Annotated in this window: 15 protein-coding genes and 1 riboswitch; of the genes, 10 read left to right on the top strand and 5 right to left on the bottom strand. The window is 41.8% G+C overall.

Going from position 1 to position 19,983, the window contains the following annotated elements; all coding sequences use genetic code 11:
• Positions 1-297: 297 nt before the first annotated feature.
• Both AC1DXF_RS21395 and AC1DXF_RS21390 read left to right on the top strand, forming a co-directional pair.
• On the top strand, positions 298-3,177 hold the full coding sequence (locus AC1DXF_RS21395; protein WP_477450739.1) for a TonB-dependent receptor: 2,880 nt from the start codon (positions 298-300) through the stop codon (positions 3,175-3,177).
• Positions 3,178-3,333: 156 nt separating this feature from the next.
• Positions 3,334-4,215 (top strand): AraC family transcriptional regulator, encoded by an 882-nt coding sequence (locus tag AC1DXF_RS21390; protein ID WP_477450738.1) that lies wholly within the window; start codon positions 3,334-3,336, stop codon positions 4,213-4,215.
• 138 nt (positions 4,216-4,353) lie between these two features.
• On the opposite strand, the gene AC1DXF_RS21385 is transcribed toward AC1DXF_RS21390, so the two are convergent.
• Complete coding sequence (locus AC1DXF_RS21385; RefSeq protein ID WP_477450737.1) at positions 4,354-5,043, bottom strand: class I SAM-dependent methyltransferase; 690 nt, start codon at positions 5,041-5,043, stop codon at positions 4,354-4,356.
• A 61-nt stretch (positions 5,044-5,104) separates the two neighbouring features.
• Between AC1DXF_RS21385 and AC1DXF_RS21380 the strand changes: the two genes are divergently transcribed.
• Together AC1DXF_RS21380 and AC1DXF_RS21375 are read left to right on the top strand one after the other, a co-directional pair.
• On the top strand, positions 5,105-5,815 hold the full coding sequence (locus AC1DXF_RS21380) for a DUF92 domain-containing protein (protein ID WP_477450736.1): 711 nt from the start codon (positions 5,105-5,107) through the stop codon (positions 5,813-5,815).
• Between the two features lie 16 nt (positions 5,816-5,831).
• Positions 5,832-6,608, top strand: coding sequence for a M90 family metallopeptidase (locus AC1DXF_RS21375; RefSeq protein ID WP_477450735.1), 777 nt, complete (start codon positions 5,832-5,834; stop codon positions 6,606-6,608).
• Here AC1DXF_RS21375 and AC1DXF_RS21370 read toward each other — a convergent pair.
• Positions 6,605-7,423, bottom strand: a complete 819-nt coding sequence (locus AC1DXF_RS21370) for an MBL fold metallo-hydrolase (protein WP_477450734.1) — start codon at positions 7,421-7,423, stop codon at positions 6,605-6,607. The genes AC1DXF_RS21375 and AC1DXF_RS21370 overlap by 4 nt on opposite strands.
• A 160-nt stretch (positions 7,424-7,583) precedes the next feature.
• On the opposite strand from AC1DXF_RS21370, the gene AC1DXF_RS21365 reads away from it, so the two are divergent.
• On the top strand, positions 7,584-8,237 hold the full coding sequence (locus AC1DXF_RS21365) for a YceH family protein (RefSeq protein WP_477450733.1): 654 nt from the start codon (positions 7,584-7,586) through the stop codon (positions 8,235-8,237).
• A gap of 50 nt (positions 8,238-8,287) precedes the next feature.
• Here the strand turns inward: AC1DXF_RS21365 and AC1DXF_RS21360 are convergent, their stop codons facing one another.
• On the bottom strand, positions 8,288-12,583 hold the full coding sequence (locus tag AC1DXF_RS21360) for a hybrid sensor histidine kinase/response regulator (protein ID WP_477450732.1): 4,296 nt from the start codon (positions 12,581-12,583) through the stop codon (positions 8,288-8,290).
• Between the two features lie 262 nt (positions 12,584-12,845).
• Between AC1DXF_RS21360 and AC1DXF_RS21355 the strand changes: the two genes are divergently transcribed.
• Positions 12,846-13,070, top strand: a complete 225-nt coding sequence (locus tag AC1DXF_RS21355) for a VF530 family protein (protein ID WP_477450731.1) — start codon at positions 12,846-12,848, stop codon at positions 13,068-13,070.
• Here the strand turns inward: AC1DXF_RS21355 and AC1DXF_RS21350 are convergent.
• Positions 13,067-14,359 (bottom strand): DEAD/DEAH box helicase, encoded by a 1,293-nt coding sequence (locus tag AC1DXF_RS21350; RefSeq protein WP_477450730.1) that lies wholly within the window; start codon positions 14,357-14,359, stop codon positions 13,067-13,069. The genes AC1DXF_RS21355 and AC1DXF_RS21350 overlap by 4 nt on opposite strands.
• A gap of 94 nt (positions 14,360-14,453) precedes the next feature.
• Positions 14,454-15,272: a tRNA pseudouridine synthase A gene (locus AC1DXF_RS21345; RefSeq protein WP_477450729.1), complete on the bottom strand. Its 819-nt coding sequence runs from the start codon at positions 15,270-15,272 to the stop codon at positions 14,454-14,456.
• Positions 15,273-15,398: 126 nt separating this feature from the next.
• Positions 15,399-15,597: riboswitch (cobalamin riboswitch) on the top strand.
• A gap of 121 nt (positions 15,598-15,718) precedes the next feature.
• Here AC1DXF_RS21345 and AC1DXF_RS21340 point away from each other — a divergent pair.
• The 4 genes from AC1DXF_RS21340 (at position 15,719) to AC1DXF_RS21325 (ending at position 19,814) form a co-directional block, all read left to right on the top strand.
• Positions 15,719-17,671, top strand: coding sequence for a TonB-dependent receptor plug domain-containing protein (locus AC1DXF_RS21340; protein WP_477450728.1), 1,953 nt, complete (start codon positions 15,719-15,721; stop codon positions 17,669-17,671).
• 50 nt (positions 17,672-17,721) lie between these two features.
• Positions 17,722-18,300, top strand: coding sequence for a DUF6580 family putative transport protein (locus tag AC1DXF_RS21335; protein WP_477450727.1), 579 nt, complete (start codon positions 17,722-17,724; stop codon positions 18,298-18,300).
• 72 nt (positions 18,301-18,372) lie between these two features.
• Entirely contained in the window at positions 18,373-19,062 is a 690-nt protein-coding gene (locus tag AC1DXF_RS21330; RefSeq protein ID WP_477450726.1) for an SIR2 family NAD-dependent protein deacylase, read from the top strand.
• A 38-nt stretch (positions 19,063-19,100) separates the two neighbouring features.
• Positions 19,101-19,814: a Dph6-related ATP pyrophosphatase gene (locus AC1DXF_RS21325; RefSeq protein WP_477450725.1), complete on the top strand. Its 714-nt coding sequence runs from the start codon at positions 19,101-19,103 to the stop codon at positions 19,812-19,814.
• Positions 19,815-19,983 lie beyond the last annotated feature (169 nt).

The following is a 19,983-nucleotide window of genomic DNA, read 5'->3' as shown; positions in this document are numbered from 1 at the left end:
ATTTATTTAAGTTTATTGATTATTAAAGTCAAATTAATCAATACTTATTGATGTTTGTGTTAAAATATATCAAAAATTAGACTTTAGTTTGCTTTATTTTAGTAAGTGTAATTTAAAAATGTTAAAAATGTGTTTATATTTTTTAAATTTATCGTATATATTTTATTTTTTATAAAAAACACAACTATCTTTTAGGGTTATTTTGTGATTTATTGATGTTTTAATGCTTTTTTGTTTGAAAATTAACCTAACTTAGGGATTAATCAACATAATCAATCAACACAATCGAACGAAAGCATGAAATTAAGACTACATTTTTACCTTTTTGGAGCATTATTACTAACGTGTTCGCCGGTGTTCGCCCAAAAACTTACGGGTATCGTTACAAGCGGGGGGCAACCGGTAAGTGCCGGTACTGTAAAGGTGGTACCTAATGGCACAGGTACCATAACCGGTGCAGATGGCAGGTACAGCCTTACTTTAAAGGCAGGCAGTTACCAGGTAAGTTTTTCGGCCATAGGGCTCGAAAAGAAAACAGTAACCGTTCAACTTGCTGCCGGCGAAACAAAAGAGCTCAATATGGAACTTGCCGCTTCGGCAGAAGGTTTGAAAGAGGTAGTAGTAGTTGGGAGCCGTGGTGGCGGTCGTACTAAAATGGATTCGCCCGTACCTGTGGATGTGCTCAGAATGAGCCAGATTGGCGAAACTACCGCTAAGCCCGATTTGATGAGCCAGCTTAACCAGGCCGTGCCTTCATTTAACTATAACAAACAAAGTGGCGGCGATGGATCTGATGCGATTGACTTTGCCAGCTTGCGGGGCCTGGGCTTCGATCAGACATTGGTGTTAATTAATGGTAAACGCCGCCACCTCTCGGCTTTTGTAAACCAGGTAGGCACCCGCGGTCGCGGCAACAGCGGTACCGATTTAAATGCCATACCCGAGGCCGCTATTGATAGGGTGGAGATTTTGCGTGATGGTGCTTCGGCACAATACGGTTCCGACGCCATAGCTGGCGTTGTTAATATCGTTTTGAAAAAAGATGTAAATAAGCTAAACGTAAACATCGGTGGTAGTGGTTATTACGATCATAAATACAATACATTAAACAACGTTGATCCGAGCCAATATTATACCGGTTCCCAAATTGACGGCAAAACCTTTACTTTAGGATTGGATTACGGGCTGGCCCTTGGTAAAAACGGCGGCTTTATCAATTTTGGCGGCAACTTTATGGATCAGGGTAAAACCTTTAGGGCTGTACCCGAAACAAACTGGGATACAAACCCAAATGCTTTAAGTGTTAATGCCTGGAGAAGGGCTTTTGGTGATGGGGCTGTAAAGTCTGGCGGGGGAATGTACAATATGGAAATTCCACTTGCCGGTACCAAAACCACCTTTTATTCTTTTGGTGGCTATAATTATAAACACTCAAATGTTTACGCCTGGACGCGCAGGTGGAGCAGTGCAAGTAATCACATAAAATTCCCTACTGATGAAAATGGCAAATTAATATTTGTACCCGGCATTATGCGCGTTTTTGACCCTACACCGGGTGCCTTGGATACTGCCAATGTATATTATAATCCGCAGGAAGATGTGTATATAAAAGATATGTCGGCTGCCTTAGGTTTTAAAGGTACTATCGGAGATGGCTGGGATTGGGATTTGAGTAATAATACAGGCTACAATGACTTTCATTATTGGGGTAACAAAACCTTTAATTCATCATTGCCCTTACCAGAGCAATATACCAAAACCAGGTTTAATGATGGCGGGTTCAACTTTTTACAAAACACAGCCAATTTAGATGTAACCAAACATTTTGAGCATGTGGCTCAAGGATTTACGCTGTCTTTTGGCGGAGAGTACAGGTATGAGCGCTATAAACTATACGCCGGTGAGCCCGACTCCTACAGAAATGGCGGAGCTTTGTTAAACGGTGTTCCTAAAGCTTCCGGCTCCGAAGGGTATCCCGGCTATCAGCCAACTGATGCAACCACAGCCAACAGAACAAATGAGGCCGCTTATATTGAAGGCACTTTAGATGTAACCAAAGATTGGCTGATTGACGGTGCTGCCCGGTTTGAACATTACTCGGATTTTGGTGCTGTAAGCACATTTAAATTAGCATCCCGCTATAAAGTAAGCGACAACTTTAATGTAAGGGGATCATTTAGTACAGGCTTTAGGGCGCCTTCATTGCAACAAATGAATTTTAGCAATACCAATACTAACATTATTGCAGGTGAACTGGTTTACGCTAAATTGATTCCAAATTATGCCGATGCCGCACGCCAGGTAGGGATTCCAAAGCTTACCCAGGAAACCTCAACCAATACCAGCTTAGGCTTTACATGGAAACCAACACATGATTTTAATGTCACAGTTGACGGTTACATCATTAAAATTAAAAACAGGATAGTAATTACAGGTGCTTTTGATACCTCGGTAGCCGCGCTAAAAGACTACCTTATAGCTAACAATGTAACAAATGCCAACTTTTTTACCAATGCTGTCAATACAACTAACAGAGGTATTGACATTGTGTTAGATTACCGCAAATCGTGGGGTAAAAATAAATTTACTGCTTTATTTGCAGGCAACATTCAAGGGATAACTATTAATAAGGTTAATATTCCGGCTGCGCTGAATGATAGCTATGCACACCAGCAAGCATACTTTAGCACAAGAGAGGCCGCGTTTTTAAAAGCTTCTGCTCCACGCGAAAAATTCTCATTAGGGCTTGAATACGGATATGGTAAATTTGCCGCCGGTAGCCATATTACCTATTATGGTAAATTGACCACCCAGGGCTTTGGTTATAGCAGCGTACCAGGCGCAAACCCTGACGGACCGGGCGGCGCTAACATTTCTGCTTCGGGCAACGGATGGGACCCTTATGTTGATTTGGATAACGGCACAGGCGTTGTTCCGGAAAATTTTGTTTTTCACGGAAAAGCTACCACCGATTTATATGTATCTTATAAAATATCCAAACAAATATCATGGACTGTTGGCGTAGATAACATATTTAATGTACACCCTGATTTAGCTGTTACCGAAGGCGCTCATAAATCATCATGGGGAGATAGCGAATCTGGTGGTCCTTTTGATGCCGTACAAATGGGTTTTAATGGCATGAGAATGTTTACCAAACTGGCATTCCATTTTTAACAGGAGCGCTTAGTTAAGTATATTATCCCCCGGACTTGGTAACGAGCCGGGGGATTTTTTTGTCCTGCTTAATTACTCCCGATCAAATATTACCCGATAAATTTGAAAAATGAATAAATTTATGATAATATTTGCTTATTGATAGGCCAATTACAAATGAAAGTTTTACAATTTACCATTCCTGTACCTCATGATAAAAGCGTAATCGCCGATCAGTTTAGCCTGCCATATTTTTACCCTTATCTGCACCGGCACAAAGAGGCCCAGATTACCTGGATACAAAAGGGAGAGGGTACGCTTATAGCAGGTAATAATATGCACTATTTTGCACCGGGTGATGTTTTTTTATTAGGGGCAAATCTGCCGCACCTGTTTAAAAGCAATCCTGAATATTTTGAAAATGAAACGGAAGACGCGATAAGCGCCCTGAGTATTTTTTTTAATCCGGAAGGGATACTTATGCCCCTCTTTGACCTGCCCGAAATGAGGGCGTTTAAATTATTTATTCAGCAGCATGAGCAAGGCTTTAAGGTGCCGCCACTGCATGCAGAAAAGGCTATAATTAATATGACGGCCTTACGTGATACCACAGGCGCGGAGCAGCTGATTCAGTTTATAAGCCTGATGAAAGGGTTAACCGGGATAAACGAACCTTTACAACCACTATCGTCGTACGGTAATTTGCCCGGAATTACAGAAAATGAGGGAATCAGGATAGGCAATATCTACAACTACATTATGCAAAACTATACCGAGCCCATTACGCTGGAGGATGTATCCAAAGCCGCGTTTATGACATCCGAATCGTTTTGCAGGTATTTTAAAAAGCATACGGGCAATACATTTGTCACTTTTTTAAACGAAGTGCGTATTAACGAAGCCTGTAAAATATTAAATGCCAATAAAGTTGAGAGCATCTCGGCGGCGGCTTATCAATGTGGTTTTAAAAGTATTACCAACTTTAACCGGGTGTTTCGTTCGGTAACAGGCAAATCGCCAAGGGAGTATATGGATAATTATAGCGGGAAGATCGGCTGATAGTCCTGGTAGTTGTTAAATGTCTCCCCCTTCAGGGCTACTGTGTGTACACATCTTTTGGAAACGTACCAATAATAAAAAAAATGTCATTTCCTTTTGTTTTAAAGATGTGTACACACAGTAGCCTTCAAGCCGAGACTAAATAGGGCTCAATCTAACCAGGTATTGCTGATATTCATCTTCCAGTAAAACTTCCATATCATAGCCGGCTTCATTGGCAATAGTTGTCAACGTTTTTTCATCGACATAAAGCCATGGAAACCAATCGGATGTTTGGCGATTGTATTGATACTGGTAGCTTAGTTCGCCGTAGTATTTGCCGGTATCGGGCAGGTTTCCTTCGTATAGGTAAGCAATATCTGATGAATCGAACAGTAACTGCCCACCTTTATTAAGCAAGAGCCTGGTATGCTGCAGGAAAGTTTTCAAGTTGGATAAAGTACCTGTAAGGCCTATGCCGTTCATGAGCAATAACAGGGTGTCGTATTTATGATCGTTGTATTCAAAAATGTCGGCGGTAACCACTTTTTTAACGCCGCGTGCCTGCATTACATCTACGGCTAAGGCAGAAATTTCCAGGGCAGTTACATCAAAGCCACGTTCTTGTAGCACAAGGGCATGGCTGCCGGCGCCTGCTCCAATATCCAATACTTCGCCACGGCATTCATTCAGGGCAAGCCATTCAATATCGGGCATGTCGTCCTCATCCCTGAAGTATGTTTCGATAGGCATTTCCTCCTTTGGGCCATACTGGTTATTGATCCACAATTTGTGAGATGTTTTTTGATAGTGATGATTGTGTATGGCCTGGCCTAAAATATCTTTCATACTATGGCAAAAGTAGCAATTGACCGCCTAATTACCGGTACATTAAATACCTTTGGTAATTATGTTTAACAGCAATGTCTTATTGGCTGCCATTATTATCGCGGGTATAAGCTATAGCGTTATCGCCAAAAAGCTAACCGTTGCCGCTGCTTTAACCGGTGGGGTAGTGGCTTACCTGGTTTTTACTGGTGCAGGGTTTACAGGTATAGCAATGATGACCAGCTTTTTTATTTTAGGATCGGCAGCTACATCGTGGCAACAAAATAAAAAGCAGGCGTTTGCCACAGCCGAAGAACATAAAGGTGGCCGAACAACCGGGCAGGTATTAGCCAATGCGGGTGTGCCAGCTATTACTGGTATCCTGGTGTTATTTTATCCCCGGTATAGTCATTTATTTACACTAATGATGGCTGCAGGTTTTGCCTCGGCCACAGCCGACACATTATCATCTGAACTGGGGACGATTTATGGCACAAAGTTCTTCAATATTATCAGCCTGAAGCCCGATAAACGAGGATTAGATGGCGTAATAAGCGTGCAAGGCACGTTGATTGGTATTGTGGGAAGCTGCGTAATAGCCTTATTTTATGGCATTGGTTTTGGCTGGGATTTGAACCTGATTTGGGTAATTATAGCGGGCACAGCCGGAAATTTAAGTGATTCGGTGTTAGGGGCATTGCTGGAACGTAAGGATATTATCGGCAATAATGCAGTTAACTTTTTAAATACTTTTATAGCCGCCCTGGTCATGCTGTTGTTTTACTTTATTTAATCCTCATATTTACTGCATGGCTTTTATCATCATTGGTTTTATTGTTTTTGCGCTGATGGGTTATTTTATTTTGAAAAATAACAAATCAAAATCGGCCAGCATTGTTGCAAACACTGACTACAAACCCATTTTATCCCAAAATATATCCTTTTACCGGGAGCTGGACGATGCGGGCAAGTTGTCGTTTGAACAAAAAGTGAATTCGTTTTTAGCAACGACCACTATTGAAGGCGTGGGAACAGTGGTTGATGATACCGACAGGGTGATGATAGCCTCAAGTGCCGTGATCCCCATATTGGGGTTTAAAGATTGGGAATACCGCAACTTAACCAATGTAATATTATACCCTGATGCTTTTGATGGCGAATTTCAGTTTGAAGGCGGGAGCCGGAATATATTAGGTATGGTTGGTAGCGGTTACATGAACGGGCAGATGATATTATCGCGTGCGGCGCTCATCAAAGGTTTTTCCAAATCGGCAGGGAAGGAGAATACCGCCATTCATGAATTTGTACACCTGCTGGATAAAAGCGACGGCGCTACCGACGGCGTGCCCGAAAACCTGCTGGCACATGAGTATGTGTTGCCCTGGCTAAAGATGATTCACCAGGAAATTCATAAAATTGAAGCGGGTAAATCGGATATTAATCCATACGCCATTACTAATGAAGCTGAATTTTTTGCGGTCGTGGCCGAATATTTTTTTCAAAAGCCAACCGAACTTAAACACAAGCATCCCGAACTCTACGAAATACTAAGCACCATATTTATGCAGGATAGGGCCGATGATTAATTAAATCCCAAATCAAGTTGCCCTAAAATTTCCAGTGTTTTACCCTGGTTGCCGTCAATAAGATAAACCGGGGTTTCCTCGTGCCTGGAAGCAACAACAATGTGAACACCATCGGCGCAGGCAGTAAAAAGCTCTTCCACCAGTTTTGGATCGTTGTTGTTTTTGGACAGGTGCGACAGCAGTAAATGCGTCATATGCGCCGGGCGATGTGTTGTAAAAAGTGCCAATGCCTGTTTGTTGCTCAGGTGCCCTTTGCCGCCACGGATACGCCTTTTAAGGTGATAGGGGTAGCCACCGGTGTCCAGCATAACCTCGTCGTAATTAGCCTCTAAAAAAGCAGCGTGGCATTGGCTGAAATAGCGGATAAGCCTGTCGCAAACAATCCCCAGGTCGGTAAATACCCCAACTTTAATGTCGTGGCAGCTAACTATAAAACTATGTGGCTCTGATGCGTCATGCTCTTTGGGGAAGGACGTTACTTCCAGTTGGCCAATGGTAACCGTTTCAAACTCGCGCAGGTGATGTATTAGTTTGGCATCTACAGTGTTTCCTAAATGGAGCGAGGTGCCAGGGGTAATGTAAACAGGCAGGTTAAACTTTTTGGCCAGTACCGGAATCCCCCGGATATGGTCGGAATGTTCATGGGATACAAAAATGGCTTTTACTTTGCTCATGGGCAGGCCCAGGCGGGCCATGCGTTTTTCGGTTTCGCGACACGATATACCTGCATCAACCAAAATAGCCTCCTGATCGTTCCCCACATAATAGCAATTGCCATTACTTCCCGAATTTAGTGATGTAATAAATAAAGACATGTTTTTGAGCCAAAAGCTGAAGGCCGAAAGCTAAAAGCCATCACTTCAAATGTATGATACAAAGTAACGGATTTGCTGAATATTTTTGTTTCCTGCTTGCCAAATCTTTTAAATAAACTGAAGTTTTTTTGCACTTATAAAAACCTGCTTATATTTAGCCATGGATTCACCGCAAACTTTACCCGTACTTGATGCCGCCGAACTGCGTGTGCTTGGCTCGCTGATGGAAAAAAGCAAAACCACGCCCGACTATTATCCCATGACCCTTAACGGTTTAACAGCTGCCTGTAACCAGAAAACCTCCCGCAAGCCGGTGGTGAATTATGACGAAGCTACAGTAACCGAAGCACTAAACACGCTGAAAAGGCGCGGACTGATTTCAACGGCAACCGGCGGATCTATCCGTAATATCAAATACAAACACAATTTTGCCATCGTTTTCCCGGTGATCCCGGCCGAAGTGGCTTTAATTTGCCTGCTGATATTGCGGGGCCCACAAACGCCCGGTGAGTTAAACACCAATTCGGGCAGGTTGTATGAATTTGAATCGATAGAAGAAGTACAGGAAATGCTGGAAAAACTGGCCGACCCGGCTATGCCTTATATCGTACAACTCCCCAAACGTCCCGGTCAAAAAGAACAGCGGTATGCGCATTTATTAGCCGGCACGCCTGAGATTAACGATGACGAGGAAACAGAAGAGATAGGCGGCCGTTCATCAAGCGGCCTTGAAGCACGTGTAACCAAATTGGAGCTTGAACTTGCCGAAATGAAGGAGGCTTTTGATAAGCTGATGAAGGAGCTGATGGGGTAAGAGTAGTTTAATATCCCCCCGAAACATATTGTTTGCAAGGGTGATCAATTCTACTTAACTTTTTTACCCACCCAGTCCATCATCTTATGAGCGGCTTTCAAAACCGCTATTAGCCCTTCAGATTTCATCGGTTTGGCAATATAATCGTCCATTCCTTCGCTGATACACATATCGCGGTCGTCGGGACCGGCATTGGCGGTCATGGCTATGATAAAGGGTTGTAGCTTCCGGTCGCTTTCGCGGATTGACCGGGTGGCCTCAAAACCGTCCATTTCGGGCATCTGCACATCCATCAGTATTACGTTAAACTCCTGTTCTTCCAGTTTTTTTAGCACCTCAAGTCCATTCTCAACCATTGCAAATTCATAGCCCAGTTTACTCAACATCCGGCTGATGAGTTTTTGGTTAACCTGGTTATCTTCGGCCACGAGGATATTCAGCGGGTATTCTGCCGCGAAGTTACTATCAAGTAATTTAGCCGCTTTGGGCTCTGATGCCGGTGCATTTCCAATACTCCTTAATTGAGCCTGCACACTTTTGCCTAACTGATTTAGCTTTACCGGTTTTGTTAAAATGGCAGCAAACAAACCAGGATACTTCACTTTTGAGCTATCGCCGATAGAGCTAAGCATAATGACGGGAAGTTGTGGATACTTTGCTTTAACTGCTGCGGCAAAGCCAACGCCATCCATATCCGGCATTTCCATATCGGTGATAATGAGGTTGTAATCCTTATCTTCCTTTAGTAAATCGAGTCCCTCTGCCGCCGAGGAGACCGTTGTGGTGATGAGTCCCCATTGCTCCAGCTGGGTTTTAAGAATAAAGCGATTGGTTTTATTATCGTCAACAACCAATACCTTTTTGCCTTCCAGGTCGGCAGTATCAAATACCACGGGCACATACTTTGATTGCTTTTTACTTACTATAACTTTTATGGTAAATACAAATACGGAGCCTTCTCCGTATACGCTTTCTACCCAAATATCGCCGCCCATTAGCTTAACCAGGCGCTGGCTAATCACAAGGCCAAGCCCGGTGCCACCGTATTTGCGTGTGGTTGATGAATCGGCCTGCCAAAATGCGTTAAACAGTCCGGATACTTTTTCTTCAGAAATGCCGATTCCCGTATCCATTACGCTAAAACCTATTTCAATTTGGCCATCGTTAAGTACTTTAGATGAAAAAACCTTTATAAACACTTCGCCTTTTTGAGTAAACTTGAGCGCATTGCCGGTTAAATTGGTAATAACCTGTTTAAGGCGCAGGCTATCGCCAATAACCTGTTGCGGCAGGGCAGGGTCTATCTGGTAAACCAACTCCAAGCCCTGATGCGAGGCTACAGGCGAGAAAATATCCATCACTTCCTCAATGCAATGGCGCAGGTCAAAATCTTCCTGCTCCATATTCATTTTGCCTGATTCTATCTTCGAAAAATCAAGTATGTCATTAATCACATTCACAAGGCTATCGCCACATGATATAATGGTGTCGGTGTATTCACGTTGTTCGGCATTCAGTTCGGTTTCGCCTAAAAGCGAAGCCATGCCTATAACGCCGTTCATCGGTGTGCGAATTTCATGGCTCATGGTAGCCAGGAAAATGCTTTTGGCCTGGTTAGCTTTGTCGGCTTCCTCGCGGGCTTCTTTTTCGTGTGCCATATGAATTTCCAGTTCTTCCGACTGGGATAAAAGTTCTTCATTTAAGGTTTGTAATTCTTCTGATTGGGCCTGCAACTCTGAATTTAAGACCTGTAAATCTGCCGACTGCTTTTTAAGTTCCTGCGATTGTTGTAAAACTTCGGCTGTGCGCTCGGATACCTGCTCCTCAAGTAAACGTTTTTGCCTTTCAATATTGTTTACCTTGGCTTTATATAAGCTATAAATTACAGTAAATATAAATACGGTGGCAAGCGAAATAAACCACCAGGTTAACCAAAATGGCGGTAAAACAATAAGTTCTAAAGTAAGTTCATGGCGCGACCATCTGCCATCGCTGTTCTTGCTTTTTACTTTGAAGGTGTAGTTTCCGGCTGCCAGGTTGGTATAAGTAGCGGTATTTTTGGTGCCTACGTAGTTCCAGTTTTTATCGAAGTTTTCTAACTGGTATGCATATTCCTTTCTATTAGCCTGGGCAAAATCCAGTGATACATATTCAAATGAAATAACCGATTGCTCATGGGTTAAAGTAATGGATTTTGTTTCCGTGATATCCCTTTTTAATGGTGAGGGATCATCATCGGTTTGGGCTACAGGAACACTTTTATTAAAGATCTGGAAATCGGTTAATCGCAGCGGGGGGTCATAAACGGCTTGGGTTATCCTGTCAGGATCAAACATGTTGAACCCGTTAACTCCGCCGAAATATAAAGTGCCATCATGACTTTTTACAGCGGAGTGGGGTTTAAACTCATCGGCCTGCAAACCATCATCAGTAGTAAAATTCCTGAACCTTTTTGTCCGCGGGTTGAATCTCGACAGGCCATTGTTGCCGCTTATCCAAAGGTTGTAGTTGTTATCTTCTCTTATGGCATAAGCGTAATCATTAGGCAAGCCATCCTTGGCTTTATAAACGGTAAATTTGTTTGTTTTAGGATCAAAACGGTTTAAACCATTATAAGTGCAGATCCATATGTTCCCCAAATGATCCTCGAACAGATCAAGAGCGGAATTGTTGCTCAAACTATTTTTTGATGCATCGTATTTAAAAGTTTTAAACGTATTGCTTGTTGTATTAAAAAGGTTTAAGCCACCATCATTGGTACCAACCCAAAGGTTACCTTTCGAGTCGCCAAAAAGCGAATTAATATTATCGCTGCTGAGGCTTTGAGGGTCGCTTGCCTTATGCCTGTAATGAATAAAACTATTTGTTTTAGGATCAAATAAATCAAGCCCTTGTCCAAGCGTGCCAATCCATATTTTATGATCAAGGGTGGTTGTTATAGCATATATGTTGTCGCCGCCTAAGCTGGTAGAGTCATTTTCATTGTGTTTGTATGTTTTGAATTTACGGGTTCGCAAATTCATCACGCTTACACCATCGCCCCAGGTACCTATCCATAAGTTATTTCTGTCATCTTCTTTTAAGGTCAGGTTATTGTTACCCCCAATACTCGTTTTATCCCCGGCGTTAAAACGATAAACTTTAAAAGTTCCTGTTTTTATATCAAACAGGTTTAATCCGCCGCCATCAGTGCCAACCCAAATATTATGATTTTTATCTTCGGTAATACTCAGTACAAAATTATTAGATAAACTGTTGGCCCGTGAACTGTGTTTAAATTGGGTGAAATTTTCATTTGTCTTTTTATAAAAGCTAATGCCTGATGCAAAGGTGCTTAGCCACATATTGCCAAACTTATCTTTCAATATAACATCAACTGAATTGCTGGGGATACTGCTATTATCTATATCGTCCTGGGAGTGGTTACTGAATTTGCCTTCGGTAAAATTAAAAATGCTGAGTCCGCCGTTTTCAGTACCTATCCATAAGTTATGGTTGCTGTCTTCGCTGATGCATTGTATCCCGTTATACGGTAACGAATTGTTGTTATTGGCAATGTTTTTAAAATGTTTAAAAGTTTGCGTATTGGCATCATATAAGTTTAAACCGTTCCCGGAGCCAACCCATAGCCGGTGGTTGCCATCCTCAAAAATGCTGGTTATTCTGTCGGAAGATATGCTTCTGTCATCGTTTTCATCATGTTTAAAACTGGCAAAACTTTTGGTTTTAGGATTAAAAAGATTTAGGCCGGATGCGGTACCTATCCATATATTTTTTTTACCATCAACATAAATAACCCTTGCGTGATCATCGCTCAGGCTGTGTGGATCATCCTTGTTGTACTTGTAGTGAACAAATTTGTTTTGGCTGATGATATACTCATCAACGCCATCCTTTAAAGTAGCTATCCATAAATTACCATCATTATCCAGGGCAACGTTTACAGTGTAATTGTTTGTAAGGCTGTTTGGTAGTTTATCGTTGTGCAGATAACGGTAAAAGCGGTTCTTTTGGCGATCGTATCTATTAAGACCACCGCTGGTGGCTATCCACAGATCGTTATTTTTATCCTCAACAATATGGTTTACAGAATTATTGCTGATGCTGGTATTGTCATTGATATTGTTTCTGAAAATCTTAAACTTAGTGCCATCATAGCGGTTTAAGCCGTCGCGCGTACCTACCCATATAAAGCCACGGCTACCTTGGATCATGGAGTTTACATTTAGTTCTGAAAGGTTCTCCTTACTGCCGATGTGCTGAAAATGAATAGGCTGATCCTGGGCAATTGCCAATAATGAGATAGCCTGAAAAAATAAAACCAGGTAAAACTTATAGCCACTCATTGATATCAGGATGTTTATTAAATGGGGTATATTGTGTATCCAACTTTGACGTTGGAAATTAAGTAATTATTTGGTATTGCCGGTTAAATATATTTAAACGGGGATAGATAAATTTAGTTATGCTTTAACGCAGGTTAAATTAACAAAATACCTTGAAATTTTACACTATGTTTCCCGGAAACGAACTCAAAGCCTCATACTCTTTTAACACTTTGGCTACTTAATGCGAAAAGATGTAAAACATATTTATTTACCTTTGCATATGCCGCAACAAGTAAATAACCCGCTTCATGGTAAAACTTTAGAAATGATTTTGAACGAACTGGTTGCCCATTTTGGCTGGCCCGAATTAGGCTACCAGATCAGGATTAATTGTTTTTTGGATAACCCCAGCATATCATCCAGCCTGAAGTTTTTACGAAAAACACCATGGGCACGTAAAAAGGTGGAGGATATGTATGTCCACTACTTTACCAAAAAAAGTTAATGCTTGCGCTTATTGTTCATTTTAGCCTTTTGGCCCGAACTAAAATTATAAGTTTTTGAATTGGCCGCCTTTTTCTCATGGAAAGCCGCGCCAACGATAGGGGCATCAGGGTTTGGTTTAGGTTCTTTTTTTGCTTTTACCTCTTTTTCAATAATCAGCTCTTCGGGTAATTCGGCAAGGGCTATTTTTTTGCCCGTGGCTTGCTCAATCTTTTTAACCTGGCTAAGCTCCAGGTCGGTGGCAAAAGTAAGAGCCATTGTCTCGTTCCCGCTTTCAGGGTAATGGTTTGTCACACGATCAATAAATAGTTCTTTTTCTGCCGGTACGTCAAAATGAATGATAAAAGGGATATCAGCCAGGCTAAAAGCTTCTTCCTGCTCATTAGCAACCAACAGTACCCTGGCACCTCCATCAGCCTTAAAATCATCTATCGATTTAAATCCCGGGCTATCAAAAAACTGGGGGTTTAAATAAGCCACTGCTGTACGTAAACGTGTTTGCAGGCTTTTATAAACTTTATCGGCTGTCGCGCGGGTGTTTACAAAAACTACGGTTTTGGTAAATAGTTCTTCGTCGTACATGAACAAATTCAGCAGGTTTAACTTTGTGCCGAAATTGGGTACGTTATATAAAAACTGCGGATGCGTTTCTAAGGGCTGCTCAGCTAATGCTTCTACTTCTACAATAGCAGGGTCTTTCATGAACGGATCAAGCATTTTTTGCAGTTTGTTGTGCATTACTTCGGTAAATACCAGTTTTTGGCTTTTGCCGATGCTGTTCGCCAGTTCTACAACAGGTAGCTGCATGCCTCTTTTTATCATCTCATCGGCATCATCAACCACAAACATATCAACCTTATTAAGGTTAAGGGCAAGCTTCAGGTAAATTGCGCGTGCCCTATCAGGAGTAGCAACTACAATATCGGCACCATCAGCCAATGCGTCCATCTGGGCTTCAATGCCCGGAGCCACGTACAGGCCGACAATTTTGATTGATTTATTTTTGTTCAGGCGGTCAAATTGTTCAATCACGCCAAATACATCCTCTTTATCCGGCACTAAAACCAACACACGCGGAACGCCTTCCGGGGCATAATTAAAGCGGTTTAAAACCCCCAGTACATAGGTGGTAGTTTTGCCGCTACCTTCGTAACCAATGGCGATGAGATCCTGACCACCTACAATTCTTGAAAGGGTTTTTAATTGCAGTTCTTTAGGATTTGTAAAACCAGCTTCATTTACCGACCGAACCAGCTGTTTTTTCAGCTTCAATTTTTCAAACCACACCATCTGAGAACTTTATTAAGTATTTAAGAGGGCGAATTTACCTAAATTTCCTTGAAAAGAGTCAAGAATCAAGAGTTAAGAGTCAAGACCGCAGTAGTTATTGATGGGATAGTGGGTGCCACACGATACTTTCATCCTTTTGGAGCAGGCCGGTAAAGGTTGGCTTGGCGGGAATATCAAGGTAAGGATACGTAACTTTTGACAGGTATAATCCCTGGGGATAAGCCGGGATAATAATTGGGGGCGTTTGTTTACTGATGAGATGGCTTTCAAATTCATCAACACTCATTTCGCCACGGCCAATCTCCAGCAGGCGGCCAATAATGATCCTGATCATTTTGCTTAAAAAACGATTAGCCGATATATTGAACCGGAGCCTGTCGCCATTATTGCTAACAAATAAGCTTGCTGAGCTCACGTTGCAAATGGTATGGTCAATCCTGTCGGGCATTTTACAAAAGGCGCGGTAATCGTTATAAAGAGGGAGCAGCGCCGCCGCCTTTTTCATTTCATCAATGTTGAGATTGGTTTCGGGATATAACGCGCTAAAAGCACTTAAAAAAGGGTCTTTATAAGTATGAATAAAATAATCATATGAGCGCTGCACAGCATCAAACCGCGCGTGGGGCAGACCCTGCATCGGGATGATATCAAATACCGCGATATCATCCGGCAGCATTTTATTAAGGCGGAAAAGCAGATCGAAATCCCATTCCTTCGCTGCATCGATATGGAAAAAAAATTGACTGGCATGCACGTGCGCATCGGTACGGCCGCAGCCGTTAACAGTTATGGGCGTTTTTAGTATTTGGCTTAAAGCGGTTTCAAAAACAGCTTGTACACTTACAACACCGGCATGTTTTTGCCAGCCGCTATATTGTGTGCCGTGATAACCAATATGAAAAAAATAGCGCATGATTTTGTGTTCAAAAATCCACAAAAATTATGGTAAAGCCATACAAAAACGAACGGAGTGGCTGAACGGACGGCTTTAAACCAGCGCCGGGCATTTTAAACAACTTGCGTATCTGCTATACATAAACTACCTTTACGGCGCTTTAGGTTCCTTTATAGCATATCATAAAGGATTAAAAGGGAATACGGTGTAAATCCGGAACTGTCCCGCAGCTGTAAGCTCCATAACCATAGTTCATTCTATTAAAGTCACTTGCGCTTAAGCGCAGGGAAGACAGAACGAAAGGGGAGTAAGTCAGAAGACCTGCCAGAGCATTATAAATTATTCATAGCTTTCGTGGATTGAAGCTTGAATGCGAATGCTCTTCTTTTGGTGGTGTGTTTTCATTTTATCAGTCCGTGTTGCGCTATTTAAACTGCATTATTATTTAACGCTATAGCAAATACATGAAAAAAAAGTACTTTAAAATTGTTTTAGGATTAGGATTATTGCAAGTGGCATTATGCAACACTGCCGCGTTAGCACAGGATACCACCCGGCAATTAAATGACGTGGTAGTTACTGCAACCCGGTCACCTAAAAAATTAGCCGATATAGGTAGGGTAGTAACCGTAATATCTGCAGAGCAGATTAACCGCTCGCAAGGCAAAACATTACCGCAGTTATTGAACACTGTACCCGGTATAACTTTCTCTGGCGCACAAAATGCGCCCGGCATTAGCACATCCGTTTTTTTACGGGGCGCCTCATCGGGTAATACTTTAATATTAGTAGATGGTTTCCCGGTTAACAATGCGGGTTCAATTGACGGCAGCTACGATCTTAACGCTTTCCCGTTAAACCAGGTAGAAAGAATTGAAATATTAAAAGGAAGCGGATCGACACTTTATGGATCCGACGCTGTGGCTGGTGTTATTAATATTATTACCAAACATCCGCAAGGACAAGGCTTCAAAGGCAACGTGCAATTGACGGGTGGCAGTTATAGCACCTTCCAGGAATCGGCCGGGTTGACCGGTGTAATAAACCATACTGGGATTGCCGTTAACCTATCTAATACAGATTCCAGGGGTTTTGCAGCCGCTACCGATACTACAAATAAAGCCGGATTTAAAAAAGATGGTTTTCACCAACGTTCGGCAAGTGTAAACATCAATCAATATGTTTCTGAAAAATTTAGCCTGAACGGTAATTTCCAGGGTAGCTATAATACCGGCGATTTGCCTTATGGCGCTTTTACTAACGATAACAACTACACCTACAACAATACGTTTATATTTGGTGGTTTAGGAGCTAAAGTGAAATTACCAAAAGGAACATTGGTGTTTAATGCCAGCCAAAATACAGCTCGTAACAACTTTAAAAACCTGCCACCCGATAATTACGAAACCAACCAGGTAACAAAAAATATTGGCCGCATAAGCAATTTGGAAGCTGTATTGAATTATAACCTGGGCAAGTACTTTGATATTACGAGTGGCGCGGGTTATAAGTACAGCAGCACTAATCAATACAGTTTGTTTGAACAAACAGGTTATCATCCCGGTGCAAGTGTTATAAGCGATGATACAGCGCATAATAGCATTACCAGTGTTTACTCGTCGTTATTTTTCAAGTCAAATATCTTCCATATGGAGCTGGGCGGCAGGTACAATCACCATAGCAAATATGGCGATAACTTCACCTATACCATTAACCCTTCGCTGTATTTAGCAGATCAGTTCAAAGTGTTCGGAACTATTGCTTCGGCTTTTAAATCACCATCTTTATACCAACTGTCTTCTCAATACGGAAATAGTAAATTAAATCCTGAAACAACTACATCATACGAAGCCGGATTTGATTGGGAGATCGTAAAAAATGCATTATCATTTAACACCGCATTTTACAAACGCAATACAAAAGATGTAATTTATTTCTTCTCTGAATCTGTGCCTCCTTATAGTTCATTCTATAAAAATGGATCTTTTCAAAAAGATAAGGGCTTTGAAACTGAGCTGAAATACAATTCAAAAAAGCTAACTGCATCGGCATACTTTGCTTATATAACGGGTAAGCAAACGGATGAAGCTGGCAAACAAACGGCTAACTTATACCGCAGACCCAAGAACACTTTTGGCGCTAATGTTTCATACCAGGCCTGTACTGATTTCCTGATCGGTTTAAATTATAAGTATACCGGCAACAGGGCCGATCAAAATTTCGCCACTTATCCATCTACAATCACTACTTTGAAAAGCTATAACCTGGTTGATTTGCACCTGCAGTTAAAAGCCACCAAAAACCTGAATGTATTTGGCGATTTAAATAACGTACTCGATCAAAAATATACCGATTGGCTGGGGTATAACACACGTGGTATAAACTTTATGCTTGGTGCAAAATACCAGTTTAATTAGTAGTTTTTATTTAACATGATTATGAGTAATTTTACATCATAAATAAAACCATGAATAAAAAAGATACCATCAACAGGAACATTATCCTTATTTTAATGATAATTGTTGCTGCAGCTTTCAGGCTTTTAGCTTTTAAATATAAAGAGCTGAGTAACTTTAACCCGGTAGGGGCAATTGCTTTATTTGGCGGCGTTTACTTTGTTGATAAATGGAAGGGGTATGTAATTGTATTGCTTACGCTTTTATGTACAGATGTGGTGATTAATTATCTTTATACCTCAAAGTTTTCAATAATGTACGATGGTATCATTGGCGTTTACATAAGCTACGCCATTATGGTGCTGGCCGGTACTTTGATAAAAAAGGTAAATTTTGTTAATGTATTATTTGCATCTATCGGTGTTGTGCTTATCCACTGGTTAATTACAGATATGCCCTGGTTTTATACCGAGCTTAAGCTTTACCCTAATACATTAGCGGGCTATGGCAAATCGTTGGTGGCAGCTGTTCCATTCGAGAAGAATATGGTATATGGCAATCTGGTGTTTGGTTTCCTGCTATTTGGCGGCTTTGAGCTGGCTAAAACCAGGTACACTTTTTTACGCACAGAAAAACAATTGGCACTTTAATTAAAATTGATAAAATTGAAAAGCGATCTGCCATCATACAGGTCGCTTTTTTTATGAACTAATATTTACTTTATGAAAAAGTTGGTAGTATTAACAGGAGCAGGCATAAGCGCTGAAAGCGGTTTAAAGACCTTCAGAGACAGCGATGGCCTTTGGGAGGGCTACAATATAGAAGATGTGGCAACGCCCGAAGCATGGCAACGTAACCCGGCCCTGGTGCAGCAGTTTTATAACGAGCGGCGTAAAAATGTAATGGATGCAAAACCCAATGCCGCACACTACGCCCTGGCCAAACTGGAAGCGAAATATGACGTAACCATTATTACACAAAACATAGACGACCTTCATGAAAGGGCAGGTTCTACCAACGTGGTACACCTGCACGGCATCATCACCCGTTCGCAATCGAGTGTTAACCCTGAACTTACTTACCCTATTGATGGATGGGAGATTGGTATGGACGAGGTATGCGAGTTAGGATCGCCGCTACGTGCCCATGTTGTTTGGTTTGGCGAGGCTGTGCCCATGATTGAAACCGCAGCAAGGATTTGTAGCCGGGCGGAGATTTTTATGCTTGTAGGTTCCTCATTAGCTGTATACCCGGCGGCCGGGTTGATAGGCTATGTAAACCACGATGTGCCCCGGTATGTTATCGATCCCAAAATACCCGATATAAATGTGCGTGGCCCGGTTATCAAGATCCAGGAAAAAGCGACAGTAGGGGTAGTGGCCCTGGTGGATGAATTGCTAAAAGATCAATAAAATATGGCATTCTATCAATCACTAATTCACTAATTAAAATGAAGTCTATTTTCAATTGGAGCGGCGGCAAGGACAGCGCACTGGCTTTGTATCATTGCCTGCAAAATCCAGACCTTGACATAAAGTACCTGGTAACAACTGTTAACGATGCTGCCGACAGGATCTCGATGCACGGCGTACGCACAGAGTTATTGATAAAACAGGCCGAAAGTATTGGTATACCATTATACCAGATCCGCCTGCCCGAGATGCCGGGCATGAAGGAGTATGACGAAGTTATGCATTACCACCTGGCACATTTCAAAAGTGAGGGCATAACGCATTCTATTTTTGGCGATATCTTTTTGCAGGATTTGAAAGACTATCGTGATGCAAGGCTGAGCGAAGTTGGCCTTACCGGTATTTACCCATTATGGAAACGTGACACCCGCGAATTGATCGGCGAATTTTTAAGCCTTGGATTTGGAACGGTGATAGCCTGCACCCAGGCACGCCTTGAACAGATAGTAGGGCAGGAGATAAGCGCCGAATTGATTGATGCCCTGCCAGATGATGTAGATGTTTGCGGCGAGAACGGCGAGTTTCATACTTTCACTTTTAAGGGCCCCATCTTTAAAAAAGAGATAAATTACAGAACCGGGATTAAGGTATTTAAGGAATACCAGGCACCTAAAAACACTGACGATTCGTGTATCACAAACTCCGATCAAAAACCGGCCGGGTTTTGGTATTGCGACCTTATTTCAGCTTAACTTCCCATTTATTTGGCTGATTTTGTTGCCAAATAAAATTATTATAAAAAGTATAAATTATTAATTTTTAACAATTTATGTCAATTTATCTTAACTTTTACTTTATTTTAAAGGATGGTTTAGTCTGTCAGGAGGGGGGATTTGTAATTTTACAGAATAAAATTCTGCA

This window comes from Mucilaginibacter sp. P2_A5 (genome assembly GCF_056404995.1).
The sequence above is the reverse complement of the archived record's forward strand: the minus strand, read 5'-3'. Positions and strand labels throughout refer to the sequence as shown.